General features: G+C 39.9%; 1 pseudogene. It reads right to left on the minus strand.

Annotated elements, in window-relative coordinates:
* Window positions 1-1,476 (minus strand): annotated as a pseudogene (locus DP116_RS28195) (hypothetical protein); the annotation flags it as partial.
* Window positions 1,477-1,558 lie beyond the last annotated feature (82 nt).

Raw genomic sequence — 1,558 nt, forward strand, 5'->3', positions numbered from 1 at the left:
GTCAGGACCACCATGCTTGATCATGTTTGTCCATTCCTCGGCGATATAGGGGTGAACTTTAACGGGGATATCGCCTGCTGCTTGTATTGGTTGTTCTTTGGGTGTGGGTGCGGGTGCGGCGGTAGGCTGTTCGTTACCGAAGATTTGTTCTAGGTTAAGCTTTTGGGCGTTTTGGGCAATAAACTTCATTTGGTTGATATCGTAGTCAGAGATATTCATTTTACTGACTTCTTTGGTAATGCCAGCTTCGGTTTTAGTCAGATCAAACCGGACAAGTTCCTGAGTACCTCTTTCCTCGGTGGTTTTAAATAGTTGCAGGCTGGCTTTTTTTCCTTGAGGATCACGGGTGCGTTTAATGGTAAATTCTCCTACGGCGAGTTCATCCTTCCCTGCTGTCAGGAGTATGTTGTTGAGAGTATCCAGCATCTCGTTTTGTTTGAATACCTCAAGAGTTTTGATAGTACCAGCAGGCGCAAGAGAACCAAGTGTATTTGCCACATCCCGGATATCTGAAGAATTCAAGTCAGGTAGTTTACCCTTATCCTGGAGGTGTTCGTTTACCATCAAAAATTCCTGACGTTCTACCCCTAACATTTCTTTAGGCTGTTTGGTGATTTTGGGTTCTTTGTTTGCCTTACCGGGTTTGAACTCCATCAAGGAGTTGTTCCAACCCTGAAGTTCGTCACTGCGGCGGTGGATGCTGATGGTATCCCCTTCTTGCCGAATTACAAAAGCATCACTTCTGTAAATACGAGAACCATCTTGCTCGATGGTTTTATATTTTTTCAACATTTCGGTTGCAGCTTGGGCAATATCTTTGTTTTCGCCGTTGTAACGTTCTTTTTCTGCTCGTTTGTTTTTTATCTCGTATACTGGTACTTCTACTTGACGTGCCCACTGTTGCGCTTGCGGTTCTACCCCCTCGGAGTTGGCTGCTTGTTGGTAAGTATATTGACCAGTATATTGTTCCTCTTCCTCCAAATTTTCTCTTTTCGGAGTTCTGCTTGGGCTTTCTTCTTCAACAGGTTTCTTATTATTAGTAATTTTTTCTTCGGAAGTATAATTTTCCTGATTTTCTACCTCTTCCTGAAGGTTGTTGATGACAGATTCTTCAAACTTCTCTTCGGCTTTGTCTGATATGATTAATACTATGGAGTTAGTATTTTCAATATTTGAAGGTTGGTTATCTATCTGATTACTTGGTTTTGATAGAAATGTTGCACCAGTATTATCTATTAATTCTGTTTCCTCATTATTCTGAATGACCACAATAATTTTCTCATCTTCATCTGGTGCATCATCAAAATCTGGAGGATTGCTAATATCTATATCTTCTAGAAACACAACTGTCTCTTCTGACGGCGGTGCATCTTCTATTGGAGTATATTCTAATGATTGAATATCTTTGGCATCAGTAGTCATTAAATATGTTGCATCTTCTTCCATTTTGTTATTATTTAACACTTGCGATGACATTTTATCATTTGCTACTATGGATAGATGTTTTAGTTGGTTTATTAGAATTTTAAAAAGCTGATTATTTACGTTCCGTTCATAC

Origin of the sequence: Brasilonema bromeliae SPC951 (genome assembly GCF_012912135.1) — a bacterium.
GTDB classification, from domain to species: Bacteria; Cyanobacteriota; Cyanobacteriia; order Cyanobacteriales; family Nostocaceae; genus Brasilonema; species Brasilonema bromeliae.